We start from the raw sequence: 15,211 nt of genomic DNA, 5'->3' as shown, positions 1-15,211 counted from the left end.
GCCGGATCCGCCTTGTCCCATCCGGCAACAGCCGTCGCTCACGTCGCGGCGCCCAGCCAGTGATGCACTGCGCCGACATCGGCGAGGCGATGGTCCGCGACACTCTCCTTCGTCCCGACCTTGATCGCGACCCCGCCATTGTCCCGCACATGCCGGAGGGCGAACTCGTCGGTCGTGTCGTCTCCGACATACACGGGAACGCGCCCGGCGAAAGGCGGCTGCCGAAGCATGTCGGCGACGGCGACGCCCTTGTCCATGCCGGCCGGATGCACCTCGACGATGTTGTCGCCGAGCATGACGACCAGGTCGTCGCGCCCTCGCGTCGCCATGGCCATCGCCTGCTCCGCCTGATCCTTGAGATCCGGCGCGGTCCGGTAGTGCAGGACCAGCGCCGTGCCCTTGTCTTCGAGCGTCAGCCGGCTTTCCGCAAGCAGCGTCGGGGCGAGAGCGTCGCGGATGGCCTCGAGCGTTTCCGGCCCGGCCAGCCGTTCGACCGCTCCGTCCGGGCGAAGCCGGCGCTCCAGCCCGTGCACGCCCGCCGCGGCAAAACGCAGTGGCGACAGGAAGCGATCGAGATCGGCGATCCGCCGGCCGCTGACGATTGCCAATGCCCCGGAGAGCTCTGCGCGCAGCGCCTCGAGCCGCGCCAGCGCCTCGGGCGCGATCGCCACCGCAGCCGGATCGTCGACGAGGTCGACGAGCGTGCCGTCGAAATCGAGGAAGACGGCGTGGCGGCGGGAATCGATGAGAGGCGGCTGCGACATGACCCGACCTAACACAGGCGGAGGGCCTGCCGCAGCCAGAAATTGTTCAGCGGGCGAACGGCGGCCGGGCCAATTTCTCCAGGGTCGCAGCATCGGCGATGCCGGTTCCGGCCAGCGAAACCGAATGCTGGAAGGCCCGGAGCGCCGCTTCCGTGAGCGCTCCGAACACGCCGTCGACGCTGATGGCGTGGCCGTGCTGTCGCAGGCCGGCCTGCAGCAGCTTGACGGCTTCGCCGCGCGCACCGCGGGCCAGCGTCGGCTCCTCCGCAGGCGCGGCAAGCAACCGGCCCGCCTCGCGCCAGGCGGCGGCGATCTTCTCGTCATAGCGGTTGCGCTTGTAGGCGGGGCCGTTATAGCGCCGCGCGAAACCGGCATGGTCGCCATCCGCCAGCCGCCGGTGGAGATGACCCAGCTTCAGGAAACGCGCGCCGATCGCGAACTGACCGTCGGCCGATAGGCGGGCCGTGTGCCGGAATTCCTCCGCGCGGCCATAGCCGAGCGCCTGCCAGTGCGCGCCCATGACCTGGCAGAGTCCCCACGACGTCGAGGCGATCGCCGCCGCCGCATCGATTACCGCTGCCCGCTCGAACAACCGCCAGCGCGCCGACTGGGCGCCTGGGTTGGCCACCGCCCCGGCACGGGGATGCGCGAGGCCCTCGGCCCGTGCGCGCTGGCGCGCCGGCCCGGCAAGCAGCCGGTCGAAATAGTGACCCTCGAAACGGATCAGCGGCTCCGCCCGGCCGTCGAACACCGCCAGCGCGACGCCGCGCGTCTCGACCAGCGCCACCGCCAAGAGCACCGCCGGATCGACGCCGGCCGCCTCTCCTGCTCTGCGCGCTGCCGCGACAACCATCCTGTCCACCGCCATGCTCCGCTCCCGTCCAAACCGTGACGGGTCCAGTGTCGCAGCGGTCATGCGGACGGGGAGAAGTTTCCTGCACGCCGCCCCGCCTCGGGGCGGCGTGCAGGAGATCAGGCGGCGTTGGAAGCGAGCGCGGCGGAAGCGTGCGCCGGCGCGTGGCCGGTGACGCGCGTGCCGGCAAAGCTGCCGGCGACCTCGTCGGCGATCATGTCCGCCGTCGCCGCGGCAAGCGTCCAGCCGAGATGGCCGTGGCCGGTGTTATAGAAGACGCCCGGCCGCTTGCCGGGTGCAACCCGCGGCAGCATGTCGGGCATCATCGGCCGGAGACCCGCCCAGGGCACGACGGAATCGGTCGAGACGCCCGGGAAGCGGCTGCGGCTCCACTCGACCAGCGGGCGGATGCGCGAAGCCCTGATGTCGCGATCCTCGCCGGCGAACTCCGCCGTGCCGGCGATGCGCAGCCGGTTGGCGCCAAGGCGGCTGGTGACGATCTTGGCGTGTTCGTCGAGCAGGCTGACCCAGGGCGCGGCCTCGCGGCTCGCCGCGTCGGCGAGTTCGACCGTCACGGAGTAGCCCTTCACCGGGTAGATGTTCACCCGATCGCCGAGCTGGGCGGCAAAGCGGCGGCTGCCGACGCCTGCACAGACGACGATGCCATCGAAATGATCGCGGCGCGGCTCCTTGGCCGGCACCGCCCCGTCCCGCCACGCGACGTCGACGCCGCCGCTGGCGCGCGTCGCCACCGAGCGCACGTCGGCGTTGAACTGCAGGCTCGCACCCTTACGGCTGCAGGCTTCGGCAAGGCGCCGGGTGAATTTGTGGATGTCGCCGGTGAAGTCGGATTCGGTGAAGAACCCGCCGATGAACTTGCCGCGGATGGCCGGCTCGATGGCGGCGATCTCCGTCGGCGTCACCGACCGGCGGTCGAGCCCGCCCTTTTCCAGCAGCCGGTTGACCCTGGCCGCATGCTCGAATTCGGCCTGCGTCTCGTAGACGTGCAGGATGCCGCGCTTCTCGAGATCGAAGTCGAATCCCTCGCGATCGGCCATCTCCAGCAGATGCCGCCGCGCCTCGATGGCGAGCCGCGTCGTGGCGATCGTGTTCGCCTCGTAGCTGCGCGCGGCCAGCACGAATTCGAGCATCCAGCTGATCTTGTGCCAGGAGGGCGCCGGATGGACGAGCAGCGGCGCATCCTTGCGCAGCATCCATTTAAGCCCCTTCAGGAAGGTGCTCGGCTGGTTCCAAACTTCGGCGTTCGAGGCCGAAAGCTGGCCGCCATTGGCGAAGGAGGTTTCCATGGCGGCATAGGCATTGCGGTCGAAGACCGTGACGTCGAAGCCGCGCAGGAGAAGCTGGTAGGCGGTGGTGATACCGGTGATGCCGGCGCCGATGACGGCGATGGAAGTCATGACGATCCTCTCATCCCGCCGCGGCGGGAATGTCGTTCATGCCCCTCCCGTCATGAGCCTGAGAGTTTCACGGGGCGGGGAGAATTCCACGCACCGCTTTCTCCTTCGGCGGACGTTCCTTTCGGAACGTCGCTCTTCGGAATTCGCGCCGACGCAGCGGTCCTTTTGCCTGAGAGTTTCCGGGGCGGTTGCTCCTTCGGCGCCGGCCTTTCGGCCAGTCTCTCCCGCATGCGTCTATGCCTTGGTTGTAGGCGCTTATGTGCACTGCCGCAAGACGCGGCACACATGCCTTTGGCATTGCACCCATGCAGATTGACGAGGGCAAACATGCATCTTCAACAGGGCCGGTCCTGCCTCGTCGTCTGCGGGTCGGAAGCGACCGGCTTCGCCGTATCAGTCCAGCCGGCGGCCGCTCGCGCTGTCGAACCGGTGCACCGCATCGAGCCGCCCGGCGGCCCGGACCTTCGTCCCCGGCTCCAGATGGCTGTAGCCCGGCACCCGCACGGCAATCTCCGGCCCCTTCTCGGCGAGAGCCCCGAAGACATAGCTCTCGGCGCCGACCACTTCGACGCCGGTGACCGTCAGGTCGGCGACGAACTCGCCGGGCTCGCGCCCCGCCTCGACCAGCCGCATGTGTTCGGGCCGGATGCCCAGGACGACACCTTCCGAAGCGGCGCCCGGCAGCCCGTCGAGCCCCGCCAGTCCCTCGCCGGCGCCGCCCGTCGAATCGAGCGGCACGAGGTTCATCGCCGGGGAGCCGATGAAGGTCGCGACGAACAGGCTGGCCGGCCGCTCATAGAGATCCATCGGCCGGCCGGCCTGCTCGATCCGCCCGCCATTCATCACCACCAGCTGGTCGGCGAGCGTCATCGCCTCGAGCTGGTCGTGGGTGACGTAGAGGCTGGTCGTCGCCAGCCGCCGCTGCAGCCGCCTTATCTCGGCGCGCATCTGCACGCGCAGCTTGGCGTCGAGATTGGACAGCGGCTCGTCGAACAGGAAGGCCGCCGGCTCGCGGACGATGGCTCTACCCATCGCCACGCGCTGGCGCTGGCCGCCGGAAAGCTGGCCGGGCTTGCGGTCGAGCAGCGGCGCGATCTCGAGGATCCCCGCCGCCTCGTCGACCCGCCGGGCGATCTCCGGCATCGCCATCTTGCGGTTCTTCAGCCCGTATTCGAGGTTCTGCCGCACGCTCATATGCGGATAGAGCGCGTAGTTCTGGAACACCATGGCGATGTCGCGCTCGGCCGGCTCCAGCTCGTTGACCACGCGCTCGCCGATCCGGACCGTGCCGGAGGTGATCGATTCCAGCCCCGCGACCATGCGAAGGAGGGTCGACTTGCCGCAGCCGGACGGCCCGACCAGCACGACGAATTCGCCGTCGTCGATGCTGAGCGAAACGCCCTTCACCGCTTCGACGCCGCCGGCATAGACCTTGCGGATGTCGGTGAGTTCGATGCGAGCCAAGCCTATTTCTCCGATTCGACGAGGCCGCGCACGAACCAGCGCTGCATCAAGACGACCACCAGGACCGGCGGTGCGATGGCGAGGATCGCGGTGACCATCACCTGCGGCCACGGCGTATCCGCGTCGGCAAAGGACACCATCTTCTTCAGCGCGATGACGATGGTGTTCATCTGGTTGTCGTTGGTGACGAGCAGCGGCCACAGATACTGCGTCCAGCCGTAGATGAAGAGGATGACGAAAAGCGCCGCGATATTGGTCTTCGACAGCGGGATGAGGATGTCCCGGAAGAACCGCATCGGGCCGGCCGCGTCGATCCGCGCCGCCTCCACCAGTTCCGGCGGGATCGTCATGAAGAATTGCCGGAACAGGAGCGTCGCGGTCGCCGAGGCGACCAGCGGCAGGATCAGCCCCGCATAGGTGTCGATCATGCCGAGGTCGACCATCACCTTGTAGGTCGGCAGGATGCGCACCTCGACGGGCAGCATCAGCGTGATGAAGATCAGCCAGAAGAACGCCATGCGGAACGGGAAGCGGAAGAACACGATGGCGAAGGCCGACAGGATCGAGATCACGATCTTGCCGATGGCGATGCCGAGCGCCATCACCGTCGTGTTGAACAGGAGCGTGCCGACGCCGACGCCGCCGATCCGGCCGACGCCGCCGAACAGCGCCTGGCTGTAATTGTCGACGAACTCGCCGCCCGGCACCAAAGGCAGCGGCGGCCGCAGGATGGTCTGCAGCGTCTGCGTCGAGGCGACGAAGGTGTAGTAGATCGGGAACGCCACGATCAGGACGCCCAGGATCAGCACCAGATGCGCTATGGGACGGCCGATGCCGCCGCGCTCGATCATGCGAGCCTCGTCAGGGCATCAGCCATAGTGCACCTTCTTCTCCACATAGCGGAACTGCACCGCCGTCAGGCAGATGACGATCGCCATCAGGATCACCGACTGCGCCGCCGAACTGCCGAGATTGAGGTTCACGAAGCCGTCGTTATAGACCTTGTAGACCAGCGTCTCGGTCGCCCGCGCCGGCCCGCCCCCGGTCACCGAGTCGATGATGCCGAACGTGTCGAAGAACGCGTAGACCGTGTTGACCACCAGCAGGAAGAAGGTCGTCGGCGCGATCAGCGGGAAGACGATCGTCCAGAAGCGCTTGGTCGAGCCGGCGCCGTCGATCGCCGCCGCCTCGATCAGCGATTTCGGGATCGACTGCAGCGCCGCGACGAAGAACAGGAAATTGTAGCTGATCTGCTTCCACGCAGCGGCGACCACCACCAGCACCATCGCCTGGTCGCCGTTGAGCAGCGGATCCCAGTCGTAGCCGTTGCGGCGAAGCATGTAGGCGAACGTGCCCATCGCCGGGTTGAACATGAACAGCCAGAGCATGCCGGCAACGGCCGGCGCCACCGCATAGGGCCAGATCAGCAGCGTGCGGTAGAACGCCTTGCCGCGCAGCACCTTCTCCACCGACGTCGCCAGGAGCAGCGCCAGCGTCATGGCGAGGACGGCCGTCGAGATCGAGAAGACCGCCGTCACCTTGATGGCATTGAGATAGGCGGGGTCGGACAGCACCGCCTGGAAATTGTCGAGGCCGACGAAGCGTGTGCGCAGCCCGAACGGGTCCTGGCGGAGCAGCGACTGGTAGATCGCCTGGCTCGCCGGCCAGTAGAAGAACACCAGCGTGATCGCCACCTGCGGCGCGAGCAGCAGATAGGGCAGCCATTTGTTCGGGAAGACGGCTTTCACCAGCGGCGACATTCATGCTGGCCCGGAGCTGATCGCCCCGGGCGGAAAGGGAAGTGCCGGGCGATGGGCGCCCGGCACGGTCGCTGTGAGTCTTACTGAGCCTCGGCGATCGCCTCGTTGCCGAGCTCGACGATGCGGTCGAGCGCGGTCTTGGCGTCGATGTCGCCGGCCAGCATCGCCTCGAACTGCTCGTTCTGGATGTCGCGGATCTGCGGCAGGTTCGGCAGGCGCACGCCCTTGGAATTCTCGGTCGGCTCCTTGCCCATCATCTGGCTGATCGGGGTCTCGCGGCCGGGGTTCTCGTCGTAGAAGCCCGACGCCTTGGTCTCCTCATAGGCTTCCATGGTGACCGGCAGATAGCCAGACACCTGGTGCAGGCGCGCCTGGATGGCGGGCTGCGAGAGGAAATTGAAGAACTCCGCGATGCCCTTGACCTCGTCGTCGGACTTGCCGCCGAACACCCAGAGGCTGGCGCCGCCGGGAATGGTGTTCTGCGGCGCGCCTTCGGCGTTGGCGTCGTAGGGAAGCTGGCCGATGCCGTAATTGAGGCCTGACTTGACCACGTCGCCGAGCCCGCCCGAGGACTCGGTCAGGATGCCGCATTCGCCCGACAGGAACAGCTGCTTGGCTTCCGAGGTGCGGCCGCCGTAGCGGAACACGCCGTCCTTGGCGAGGTCGGCGATCGCCTGAAAATGCTCGACATAGATCGGCGCATCGAGCTCGAGCTCGACGTCGGTTCCGGCGAGCCCGTTCTCCTGCGTGCCGTAGGGCACGTTGTTCCAGGCGGCGAAATTCTCGAGATGGATCCAGGTCAGCCAGGTGGATGTGTAGCCGCACTCGGCGGCGCCGGAATCCTTGATCTTGCGGGCGGCCTCGAAGACCTCCTGCCAGGTCTTCGGCGGATTCTCGACGTCGAGCCCGGCCTTCTCGAACACGTCCTTGTTGTAATAGAGGATCGGCGAGGACGAGTTGTACGGGAAGGACAGCATGGTGCCGTCCGGCTTGGAGTAATAGGCGACGATGCCGGGCAGGTAGTTGGACTTGTCGAATTCGTAGCCGCCGGCCTCGAGCACCTCGGCCACCGGCATCACGGCGCCTTCGGCGCCCATCATCACGCCGGTGCCGACGTCGAAGACCTGGATGATCGCCGGCGGCTGGCTGGCACGGAACGCGGCGATGCCGGCGTTCAGCGTCTCCGGATAGGTGCCCTTGAAGACCGGCTGGATCGCGTAGGCATCCTGGGACTCGTTGAATTCCTTGGCCAGCGTGTCGACGACTTCGTTGTTGGCGCCGGACATCGCATGCCACCACTGCAGTTCGGTGACGGCGAAGGCCTGGCTGGCTCCGGCGATCAGCGCGCCGAGGGCGACGGCGGCCCTGAGAAATTTGCGGGTCATGTTGGTTTCCTCACCGTTGAAGCGACTCTCGGGCCCTGTTGCCGAGCTTGTCCAAGCCGCCGTTCGTAAGAGTGCTTCAAAACCGGTCCGTGACACAATCATGAAGCTTGGATGACAGCCTCAAAAGGCGCCAATCGCACGTTTTTTCGCCAGCAAGCGCACGACATGCGCTCGCTGACGGCGGTTGGGTGGGACCGCCAGGCCGAGGCGTCGGCAGGAGCGCCTATTCGCCGCGCGGAAAGCGCTGCGATTCTTCCAGCGTGTTGAGATCCATGTGGTTGCGCATGTAGCGCTCCGACGCCTTCTGCAGCGGCTGATGGTCCCACGGGTAATAGGCGCCGTTGCGGAGCGCCTCGTAGACGACCCAGCGCCGCGCCTGGCTCTCGCGCACGTCGGCGTCGAAGCGCGCCATGTCCCAGCGCGCCCGCATCTCGGCCTCGAACCCCGCCAGCGTCTCGGCATGGGCCGGGTCGTCGGCGAGATCGACCAGCTCGTGCGGATCGGCTGCGAGGTCGAAGAGCTGCGGCGGGTCGAGCTCGCAATGGTTGAACTTGAAGCGTCCCCGCCGGATCGACACCAGCGGCGCCTCGGAGCCTTCCGCCGCGTATTCCATGTAGACCGGCGCGGGCGAGGCTTCGCCGCGCGCCACCGGCAGCAGCGAATGGCCGTCGGTCCACGGCGCGACCGCGCCGAGGTCGATGCCGGCGAGATCGCAGAGCGTCGACGCCAGGTCGATGGTCGAAACCGGCGCGTCGACGCTGCGTGGATCGAGCCCGGGGGCCATGAGCATCAGCGGCACGCGGGCCGAGCCCTCGAAGAAGTTCATCTTGAACCACATGCCGCGCTCGCCGAGCATGTCGCCGTGGTCCGACAGGAAGGCGACGATGGTGTTGTCGTCCATCCGCGTGCGGGCGAGCACGTCGAGGATCGAGCCGATCTTCTCGTCGACATAGGAGATATTGGCGAAATAGCCGCGCCGGGCCCGGCGGACCTCGTTCTCGGTGACGTGGAAGCTGGTGGAATCGTTCGCCCGGTAGAGCCGCTGCGAGTGGGGGTCCTGCCGCTCGTAAGGGATCTCCCCGACCGCCGGCAGAAGCTCGTCGCAATCCTCGTACAGGTCCCAGAAGCGGCGCCGCGCGACATAGGGGTCGTGCGGATGGGTGAAGGAGACGGTCAGTGCCCAGGGCCGGTCGTCGGCGCCCCGCGACAGATCGTAGAGCTTGCGCTCGGCGTGATGGGCGACCTCGTCGTCATACTCCATCTGGTTGGTGATCTCGGCGACCCCTGCCCCCGCCACCGAGCCGAGATTATGGTACCACCAGTCGATCCGCTCGCCGGGCTTGCGGTAGTCCGGCGTCCAGCCGAAATCGGCCGGATAGACGTCGGTCGTCAGGCGCTCCTCGAAACCGTGCAGCTGGTCCGGGCCGACGAAGTGCATCTTGCCCGACAGGCAGGTGTGATAGCCCGCGCGACGCAGGTGATGGGCATAGGTCGGTATGGCCGAGGGAAATTCCGCGGCATTGTCGTAGACGCCGTTGCGCGACGGCAGCTGCCCGGACATCACGGCGGCTCTGGCCGGCGCGCAGAGCGGGCTCGGCGTATAGGCGTTGCGGAACCGCACCGAGCGCGCCGCCAGCGCCTTCAGGATCGGCGCGTGCAGGAAATCCGCCGGCCCGTCGGGAAACAGCGTGCCGTTGAGCTGGTCGACCATGATGATCAGGATGTTCGGACGGTTCATGAATTCCCCTGCGTGGCTGTCGCCGCAGGGATAGCGCGGACGGGGCGCGGGAGCCAGCCGCCGCCCGCCGCTGCGCGGGGGGCTTGAGCCCCACGACACAGCGTTCCACGCGGAGCCATCTGCCAGAGGGGATTTGCCGTCATGCGACGGAGAGATTGATCCGCGACAATGCGCGTGCGGCCATATCGCGAGAGTGGTCGCACGGATCGACAGGTGGGGACGGCTCGGGCAGCACGCACGATTGCCCACCGCTCGGCGACACACCGGCCGCAAACGGCGGGACGCTCGAAGGATACTGCATGAACGACGCCACTCCGCACCACGCGCTCGAAGCCACGGCGACGCTTGCCGCCTTCGACACGGCGGCGACCGGCCTCAGTCAGGACGAAGCGGCACGGCGCCTGCAGCGCGACGGACCGAACCGCCTGCCCGCGGCCCCGAAGCGCAGCCCGGTGCTGCGGTTTCTGCGGCATTTCAACAATGTCCTGATCTACGTCCTGATCGCTGCCGCGATCGTTACCGCCGTGCTGGGCCACTTCGTCGACACCGCCGTCATTCTGGTCGTGGTGATCGCCAATGCCGTCATCGGCTTCGTGCAGGAAGGCCGGGCCGAACAGGCGATGGCGGCGATCCGCGACATGCTCGCGCCGCACACGTCGGTGCTGCGGGACGGCGAGCGGCGCACCATCGACAGCGCCGAAGTCGTCGTCGGCGACGTCGTGCTTCTGGAGGCGGGCGAGAAGGTCCCCGCCGACCTGCGGCTGATCGAGGCCAAGGGTCTGCTCGTCCAGGAGGCCATCCTCACCGGCGAGTCGGTGCCGGTGGACAAGGATACTGCCCCCGCCCCGACCGACGCCCCGCTGGGCGATCGCACGGCGATGGCGTTCAGCGGCACGCTCGTCGCCGCCGGCACCGGTCGCGGCGTCGTCATCGCGACCGGTGCCGCGACCGAGATCGGCCGGATCAGCGGCATGCTGTCCACGGTCGAGACGCTGACGACGCCGCTCGTCCAGCAGATGGACCGTTTCTCCCGCTGGCTGACGGTATTGATCCTGCTGATCGCCGCCATCCTCCTCGCCTTCGGCTACTTCCTCGAGCATTTCGCCTTTGCCGACATGTTCATGATCGTCGTCGGGATCTCCGTCGCCGCGATCCCGGAGGGGCTGCCCGCCGTCCTCACCATCACGCTCGCGGTCGGCGTGCAGGCCATGGCACGGCGGAACGCGATCGTCCGGCGGCTGCCGGCGATCGAGACGCTGGGCGCTGTCTCGGTGATCTGCACCGACAAGACCGGCACGCTGACCCGCAACGAGATGATGGTCGCCTCGGTGGTCACCGCCGGTGACCGGTTCGAGGTCGAGGGCGCCGGCTACGCTCCCGAAGGCGCCATCCGCCGCGGCGAAACCGGCATCGATGCGGGCGCGCATGAAGCCCTGGGCGAGATCGCCCGCGCCGCCGCGCTCTGCAACGACGCGGTCCTGCGCGATGACGGCGGAAGCTGGACGATCCAGGGCGACCCGATGGAGGGCGCGCTCCTGGCGCTATCGCGCAAGATCGGCGGTATCTCGCCCCGCGGCGAATGGCGCCGCGCCGACGAGATCCCCTTCGACGCGCGGCATCGCTACATGGCAACGCTCGATCGCGACGGCAACGGCGCCGCACGCGTCAGCGTCAAAGGCGCGCCCGAGCGGATCCTCGCCATGTGCGCCGGGCAGCGCGGGCCGGACGACAGCATCGAGAAGCTCGACGAACACGCGTGGAACGAAGCGGCCGAGGCGATCGCCGCGAAAGGCCAGCGCGTACTCGCCATCGCCACCCGCTCGATGGCGGACGGGCACGCGACGCTGCAACACGCCGATCTGGAGGGAAAGCTTGTCCTTGTCGGACTGGTCGGCCTCATCGATCCGCCGCGGCCGGAAGCCATCGCGGCGGTGGCGCAATGCCGGCAGGCGGGCATCCGCGTGAAGATGATCACCGGCGACCATGCCGGCACGGCGGCCGCCATCGGCCGGCAGATCGGGCTGGAGAACCCGGACAGCGTGCTGACCGGCACTGACCTCGACATGATGGACGATGCGGCTCTCGGCAATGCGGTCGCCGAGACCGACATCTTCGCCAGGACCAGCCCCGAACACAAATTGCGGCTGGTGACGGCGCTGCAGTCGCGCGGTCTCACGGTCGCCATGACCGGCGACGGCGTCAACGACGCCCCGGCGCTGAAGCGCGCCGATGCCGGCATCGCCATGGGCCTCAAGGGCAGCGAGGCGGCCAAGGAAGCCGCCGGGCTGGTACTCGCCGACGACAATTTCGCCTCCATCGTCGCCGCCGTCCGCGAGGGGCGGACGGTCTATGACAACATAAAGAAGGTGATCAGCTGGACGCTGCCGACCAATGCCGGCGAGGCGCTGACGATCATCGTCGCGCTGCTCTTCAGCATGTCGCTGCCGGTGACCGCCATCCAGATCCTCTGGATCAATCTGGTCACCAGCATCACGCTCGGCATCGCGCTCGCCTTCGAGCCGACCGAGGAGAACACCATGCGCCGCCCGCCGCGGCCGCGCGGCCAGGCGCTGCTCTCCGCCGCGCTGACCTGGCACATCGTCCTCGTCGCGCTGCTGTTCCTCGCCGGCGTCCTCGGCATCTATGCCTATGCGGTCGACCAGGGCTATTCCGAAGCGCTGGCCCGCACCATGGCGGTGAACACGATCGTCGTGCTGGAGATCTTCCACCTGTTCTTCATCCGCAATCTCTACGGCACCTCGCTGACCTGGGCAGCGGTGCGCGGCACGAAGATGGTCTGGGCGACGGTGCTCCTCGTCACCGCCGCGCAGTTCGCCTTCACCTATCTGCCGGTCATGCAGACCGCCTTCGGCACAGTCGCCGTGCCGGTCCAGGACGGTATGCTGATCGTCGGCATCGGGATCGTGTTCTTCGCCGTCATCGAGGTCGAAAAGCAGCTGCGCCTCGCGCTTCTGGCCGGCAGGGCCTGAAAGGCTGGTTCGGGCTCCGTTTATGAATTGGCAGAACCGCAAGGGGTGAGGCGGCGGCCGCTGTCGCTGTTCCTCGCGGAGCGGTGGGACGGGCGCTCACGCCACCGCCAGCGGCGTGGGATGCCAACCCTCTCGGCCGTCATCCTTGGGCTTGACCCGGAGACCCCTGCAAGCCGCTGGAGCTGCCGAATGCGCCTCCAAGGCTCCGGGCGGGCACGAAGTCTCCGCCGAATGACCCGTTTTGGCCGTGAGGCATGGGTCCCCATGCCAAACCGCCGAAAACGCCACGACGGCGCCGAAAATGCCGGCACTCGCATCGAAGCACGACTCTTACAACACGGCACGGTGAGCCGCGCCGGTCGACCACCTTCCCGCCACCCGCGCCACAAACGAAAACGCCCGCGAAGCCGGAGGCTTCACGGGCGATTTTGGTTGCGGGGACAGGATTTGAACCTGTGACCTTCAGGTTATGAGCCTGACGAGCTACCGGGCTGCTCCACCCCGCGCCATGACCGAAGCGACTCGATGCGCCGCCGGTGAGAGGGATATATGCGACAGCACGATGAATGAAAAGGGGCTTTGCCGGAAACCCGGAACAAAAACACTCGCTCGGCCAGCAAAGGTGCAAGCCGATCTGTCATCGCGCCCCGCAAGGCTAGCAGAACCCCCTTCGGCTGAGAAGCGCCCGGTCGGCGCGACGCTGCGGGGGTCCTCGCGCCTCAGTCGCGCAACTCCCGCCGCAGCACCTTGCCGACCCCGCTCTTCGGCAGTTCGTCCCGGAACACCACCTCGCGCGGCCGCTTGTAGCCGGTCAGGTTGTCCCGGCAGAACGCCTTCACCGCCTCCTCGGTGATCGCCGGGTCGGTGGCGACGACAAACAGCTTCACCGCCTCGCCCGAATTGTCGTCCGTCATGGCGATCGCCGCAGCTTCGGCGATTCCAGGCATGCGGGTCGCCACCTCCTCGATCTCGTTCGGATAGACGTTGAAGCCGGAGACGTTGATCATGTCCTTCTTGCGGTCGACGATCTTGAAATAGCCCCGCTCGTCCATGACGCCGATGTCGCCGGTGCGGAAGAAGCCGTCCTCGGTCATCACCCGCGCCGTCTCGTCCGGCCTGTTCCAGTAACCGACCATGACCTGCGGCCCCCTGATGGCGATCTCGCCGCGTTCGCCGACGGGCAGATCCTTCCCCGCTTCGTCGATGATCCGAAACTCGGTGGAGGGGAGCGGCATGCCGATCGTGCCGGAGAACTCGGTCGCGTCGGTCGGATTGCAGCTGGCCGACGGGGAGGTCTCCGAAAGGCCATAGCCCTCGCAGATCGAGCAGCCGGTCTTCTGCCGCCACAGCTCGGCCGTCGCCGCCTGGACGGCCATGCCGCCACCCACGGAGAGTTTCAGGCTCGACCAGTCGATGTCCTTCACGTCGGGATGACGGGCGATCGCGCCGAACAGCGTGTTGACCGCCGGGAAGGAATGGAAGCGATGCTTCTTCAGCTCCTTCAACGTCGCCTTGATGTCCCGCGGATTGGGGATCAGTATGTTGCAGCCGCCATTGCGCATCGACAGCATCATGTTCACGGTGAAGCCGAAGATGTGGTAGAGCGGCAGCGCGCAGACCGTCAGCTGCTGCTCCCCCGGCTTCATGTCGCGCAGCGCCGGCTGGTTCCACAATTCCGACTGCAGAACATTGGCGATGATGTTGCCGTGGGTGAGCGTCGCGCCCTTGGCGACACCCGTCGTGCCGCCGGTATATTGCAGCACGGCGACGTCGCTTCGCTCGGTCTGCTCGGAGCGGAACATCCCGGCCCGGCCCTTGGCCATCGCCTGCTTGAAGGTCACGGCGCCCGGCAGGTCGTAGGCGGGTACCATCTTGCGGAGGCGGCGGACAACGAAGTTGACGATGTGGCCCTTCAGCGTCGGCAGCATGTCGCCCATCGAAGCGACGACGACGTGCTCGACCGGGGTCTCGCTCCGGCAGGCCTGGAAGGTCTTCGCCATGTTCTCCAGGATCACCAGCGCCTTCGCGCCCGAATCCGACAGCTGGTGCGCCAGCTCCCGGGGCGTGTAGAGCGGATTGGTGTTCACGACGACCATGCCGGCCCTGAGGATACCCGCCACGGCGACCGGGTACTGGAAGACGTTCGGCATCATCAGCGAGACGCGGTCGCCCTTTTTCAGCCCGAGCGACTGTAGATAGGCGGCAAAGGCTCGCGATGCCTCGTCGATCTCGCCGAAACTCTTGGTGGCGCCGAGAAAGTGGAATGCCGGCTTGTCCCGGTTCTTGGCAAAAGCCTCGTCGAGCAGTTCCGCCAGCGAGCGATAGGGAAACGCCGGCAGCTCCGCCGGAACGCCTGCCGGATAATGCTGCAGCCAGGGTTTATCCATGTGGTTCTTCCTCCCTTTTTATCAGATCTAGGGATAGCCGAAGCCGGCAGCGAACCACAATGATTTCCGTTTACGTCAATGCGGGAACCGGCCTCGACCGAAGCGGACAGGCTCCCCTCGAGCGAGAGAAGCGGTAGTTCGACGGGGCGCAGGCGGTGGGTTCCCGACGGAACTGCCGAGGCACGCTGGACAACAGCGCGAGTCGCAGACTCCACCACGTCGAACGTTATCGCCAAGCCCGGGCCTGGCGGCGGCCTTGCCACCGCGGACCCGAATCCGGACGCACGAACGCCCCCGTTTTTGGGACGGGGGCGTTGGTGGGATATGGCGATGTGTATGGGGTGTTTGTGAAGTTTCTCACGCTTGCGATTTGCAGACCTGGCGGCGACCGACTTTCCCGCGTCTTGAGACGAAGTATCATAGGCGCTGGGGCGTTTCACGGCCGAGTTCGG

Annotated in this window: 10 protein-coding genes, 1 tRNA gene and 1 riboswitch; of the genes, 1 reads left to right on the top strand and 10 read right to left on the bottom strand. The window is 67.1% G+C overall.

Going from position 1 to position 15,211, the window contains the following annotated elements:
• Positions 1 to 38 precede the first annotated feature (38 nt).
• The 8 genes from otsB to betC form a co-directional block, all read right to left on the bottom strand.
• A complete protein-coding gene (otsB, locus tag GGR03_RS17630; protein WP_183210106.1) occupies positions 39 to 764 on the bottom strand; it encodes a trehalose-phosphatase in 726 nt (241 codons plus the stop codon).
• 46 nt (positions 765 to 810) lie between these two features.
• Positions 811 to 1,632 carry an N-acetylmuramidase domain-containing protein gene (locus GGR03_RS17625; protein ID WP_183210105.1) on the bottom strand — a complete coding sequence of 274 codons (822 nt, stop codon included), beginning with the start codon at positions 1,630 to 1,632 and terminating at the stop codon, positions 811 to 813.
• A 104-nt stretch (positions 1,633 to 1,736) separates the two neighbouring features.
• Complete coding sequence (locus GGR03_RS17620; RefSeq protein ID WP_183210104.1) at positions 1,737 to 3,035, bottom strand: D-amino acid dehydrogenase; 1,299 nt, start codon at positions 3,033 to 3,035, stop codon at positions 1,737 to 1,739.
• Positions 3,036 to 3,183: 148 nt separating this feature from the next.
• A riboswitch (glycine riboswitch) is annotated at positions 3,184 to 3,272 on the bottom strand.
• Positions 3,273 to 3,428: 156 nt separating this feature from the next.
• Positions 3,429 to 4,499 carry a sn-glycerol-3-phosphate ABC transporter ATP-binding protein UgpC gene (gene ugpC / locus GGR03_RS17615; protein WP_183210103.1) on the bottom strand — a complete coding sequence of 357 codons (1,071 nt, stop codon included), beginning with the start codon at positions 4,497 to 4,499 and terminating at the stop codon, positions 3,429 to 3,431.
• Between the two features lie 2 nt (positions 4,500 to 4,501).
• The gene (ugpE, locus tag GGR03_RS17610; RefSeq protein WP_163045273.1) at positions 4,502 to 5,350 is read right to left on the bottom strand and encodes a sn-glycerol-3-phosphate ABC transporter permease UgpE; all 849 of its coding nucleotides are present in this window, start codon (positions 5,348 to 5,350) and stop codon (positions 4,502 to 4,504) included.
• An 18-nt stretch (positions 5,351 to 5,368) separates the two neighbouring features.
• Positions 5,369 to 6,250 carry a sn-glycerol-3-phosphate ABC transporter permease UgpA gene (gene ugpA / locus GGR03_RS17605; protein WP_183210596.1) on the bottom strand — a complete coding sequence of 294 codons (882 nt, stop codon included), beginning with the start codon at positions 6,248 to 6,250 and terminating at the stop codon, positions 5,369 to 5,371.
• Between the two features lie 89 nt (positions 6,251 to 6,339).
• Positions 6,340 to 7,644: a sn-glycerol-3-phosphate ABC transporter substrate-binding protein UgpB gene (ugpB, locus tag GGR03_RS17600; RefSeq protein ID WP_183210102.1), complete on the bottom strand. Its 1,305-nt coding sequence runs from the start codon at positions 7,642 to 7,644 to the stop codon at positions 6,340 to 6,342.
• Between the two features lie 223 nt (positions 7,645 to 7,867).
• Positions 7,868 to 9,382, bottom strand: a complete 1,515-nt coding sequence (gene betC / locus GGR03_RS17595; protein ID WP_183210101.1) for a choline-sulfatase — start codon at positions 9,380 to 9,382, stop codon at positions 7,868 to 7,870.
• A 299-nt stretch (positions 9,383 to 9,681) separates the two neighbouring features.
• Here betC and GGR03_RS17590 point away from each other — a divergent pair, with 299 nt between their 5' ends.
• Positions 9,682 to 12,372 carry a cation-transporting P-type ATPase gene (locus GGR03_RS17590; RefSeq protein WP_183210100.1) on the top strand — a complete coding sequence of 897 codons (2,691 nt, stop codon included), beginning with the start codon at positions 9,682 to 9,684 and terminating at the stop codon, positions 12,370 to 12,372.
• Positions 12,373 to 12,801: 429 nt separating this feature from the next.
• On the opposite strand, the gene GGR03_RS17585 is transcribed toward GGR03_RS17590, so the two are convergent.
• Together GGR03_RS17585 and GGR03_RS17580 are read right to left on the bottom strand one after the other, a co-directional pair.
• A tRNA-Met gene (locus tag GGR03_RS17585) sits at positions 12,802 to 12,878 on the bottom strand.
• Positions 12,879 to 13,091: 213 nt separating this feature from the next.
• Complete coding sequence (locus tag GGR03_RS17580; protein ID WP_183210099.1) at positions 13,092 to 14,759, bottom strand: long-chain-fatty-acid--CoA ligase; 1,668 nt, start codon at positions 14,757 to 14,759, stop codon at positions 13,092 to 13,094.
• Between the last annotated feature and the right edge of the window lie 452 nt (positions 14,760 to 15,211).

Source organism: Aurantimonas endophytica, from assembly GCF_014196845.1.
GTDB classification, from domain to species: Bacteria; Pseudomonadota; Alphaproteobacteria; order Rhizobiales; family Rhizobiaceae; genus Aurantimonas; species Aurantimonas endophytica.
Note: the sequence above shows the minus strand (reverse complement) of the source record. Positions and strands in the feature narration are given on the sequence as shown.